General features: G+C 54.6%; 4 protein-coding genes. All 4 read right to left on the reverse strand.

The features are described 5' to 3' along the window. A partial coding sequence (locus TRICHSKD4_RS24585; RefSeq protein WP_168157073.1) for an ATP-binding cassette domain-containing protein occupies positions 1 to 623 on the reverse strand: 623 nt, incomplete at its 3' end. After that, positions 616 to 1,323, reverse strand: a complete 708-nt coding sequence (locus tag TRICHSKD4_RS24590) for an ABC transporter permease (protein ID WP_009759963.1) — start codon at positions 1,321 to 1,323, stop codon at positions 616 to 618. The genes TRICHSKD4_RS24585 and TRICHSKD4_RS24590, both read right to left, overlap by 8 nt. Positions 1,324 to 1,476: 153 nt before the next feature. Further along, on the reverse strand, positions 1,477 to 2,052 hold the full coding sequence (locus TRICHSKD4_RS24595) for a sarcosine oxidase subunit gamma (protein ID WP_009759964.1): 576 nt from the start codon (positions 2,050 to 2,052) through the stop codon (positions 1,477 to 1,479). Beyond that, the coding region (locus tag TRICHSKD4_RS24600) for a glycine cleavage T C-terminal barrel domain-containing protein (RefSeq protein ID WP_040617395.1) at positions 2,045 to 2,366 on the reverse strand (322 nt) is incomplete at its 5' end. The genes TRICHSKD4_RS24600 and TRICHSKD4_RS24595, both read right to left, overlap by 8 nt.

The following is a 2,366-nucleotide window of genomic DNA, read 5'->3' on the forward strand; positions in this document are numbered from 1 at the left end:
TGGTCATGGGTAATCAAAATGATCTTCACGCCGCTGTTGCGGACCTTTGTGAGGATCTGCTCGATCATCAAGACAGAAGCGGGATCAAGGTTCGCCGTGGGCTCATCCAGCATCAACACTTTTGGCTGAAGTATCAGAGCTCTAGCCAGCGCCAGCCGTTGTTGCTCGCCGCCAGACAACACCCGTGCCGGACGATGGGCGAGGTCCGTTAGGGAAGCTTCTTCAAGCGCTTGCTCGAGACGCTCCTTACGGTTTGAAAACGGCCGGAGGCCAAGTGCGAAGGCGAGATTGGCTTTTACCGAGCGGCGGAGGAGGACCGGTTTTTGGAACACCAGCGCCTGTTGTTTGCGCACGGGCTTGGTCAAGCCGCTGTCCCCCCAGCTGATCTGTCCGATCGTCGGCTGCAAGAGACCGTGGATCAATCGCAGAAATACGCTTTTGCCAGCTCCGTTTGGACCCATCAAAACGGTGAGGGCGTCGGTTTTCAGGTCGAGATCGATGCCAGACAGGATCGGCGTTGGGCCAGCTTGAAAGGCCAGGTGGCGCACTTTCAGCGGCAGCGGAGAGGGGGCTGGTTTTCTTAGCTCAACAGGAGTTGAAGGAAATGAAACGATGCTAGGCATTGACCAACCGCCCTTCTGCATTTTTCAAAAGTCCGACGGCAGCATTCACAGCAAAGGCAATGCAAAGAAGGATCATGCCGAGCGCGAGAGCCAAAGCAAGTTCTCCCTTGGAAGTTTCAAGGGCGATGGCCGTCGTCATCACCCGCGTAACATGGTTGACGTTGCCGCCAACTATCATCACGGCGCCAACCTCGGCAATGGCGCGACCAAAACCGGCCAAAAGCACCGTCAGCAGAGAAAAACGGGCATCCCACAGCAAGGCTACGATAGCCGTGTGCGCTGGCACCACCATGGAGCGAAACGTATCCGCATAATCCTGATTGAGATCAGCGATGACCTGCCGTGTTAGCGCAATAATGATCGGTGTGATCAGAATGGCTTGTGCGATGACCATCGCAGTGGGCGTGTAGAGTAGTTTCAACACGCCAAAGGGACCTGCATTCGACAGGAGCATATACACCGTCAAGCCAATGACGACCGGTGGTAGGCCCATCAGCGCGTTGGATACAATCACCAGAAAGCCACGACCGGGAAAGCGGGCAATGGCGAGGATAGCTCCAAGAGGCAGGCCGATCAGTGCTGAGAAACACAATGCCGTTGCCGTGACCTTCAGCGAAAGCACAACGATTTCAACAAGCGCAGGATCTGCTTCCAGCACCAAACCGGCTGCCAATGAAAAGCTATACGCAAAATCCTGCATTTTGTGACTTATTGTCCGCTCGAGTAGCTTTCTTGTATTTTATGACAATAAATCGAAAGTGAAAAGCCGAAAAACAGATCTTGTGGTTGTGGGGCGGCGCATAAAAAAGGACGCTCAGTGGCGTCCTTTTGAAATGAAATGCGCTGAATGCGGTCAGGCTGCTGCAAGTTCTCCAGCGGACTGCTCCAGCAGGCCGGATACATAGTCCATGAACGAGACCCAGGCTTCCACAACGTAGGTGTCTTCGCCAGTTCGCCACAACATGATGGGCGATTTGTGAAACAGTGTGCGGGTGACTGTGCCAATCGGGAAGGCGGCCAGATCAAGATCAAGGGGAACGCCGGTGTTCAATAGCCAGTTGGCTTTTTGACCGGAAACCAGGATGGCTTCCTGGCGATGAGACACATCGACCAGTGCGTTTGGCTGACCTTCCAATGCTGTTTCCATCGACGCGGTTACGCTCTCAAGATCAGCTTCCGGTGCAATCAACATCCATTCGTCCGGGCCAAGCCAGAACGCAATTCGTGTAGGGCTGGTTTCTGCTGCGAGAGGCTTTTGAGGCAAGGTGACCCCAAATGCTGTTCCAGCTGTGGCGACAGAGGAATCCCGACAGCGAAATGAGAGCCGTGTGACAGGCGCGGCTTTGAGGATCGACACGCTGTCTATTGCCAGAAAAGGCGTTTCGCCAGCATCGGGAACATAGAGATCGGTGTTCACTTGATCAGCCATTGACCCGTCCTCCTTCTTTATCGACAAACACCGTTTCAGTAACTTCAACTTCAATCGCGCCATCCGGCATTGGGACATTCAGTTTGGTGCCGATCAGATTGCGACCATCCTTCACCATCGCCAGTGCGATGGAGCGTCCCATGGCGGGGCTGTAATAGGAGGAGGTCACGTGTCCCTCAGCGGGTGTTCCTGCCGGTGGATTGGCAAGTTTTGTGACCTGCGCGCCTTCTTCCAGCACAACTTTCGGATTTGTTGTCAAAAGACCAATGAGCTGTTTGCGTCCGTCTGCGACGAGATCCGGGCGAGCCAGACCA

Origin of the sequence: Roseibium sp. TrichSKD4 (assembly GCF_000148725.1) — a bacterium.
Taxonomy (GTDB): domain Bacteria; phylum Pseudomonadota; class Alphaproteobacteria; order Rhizobiales; family Stappiaceae; genus Roseibium.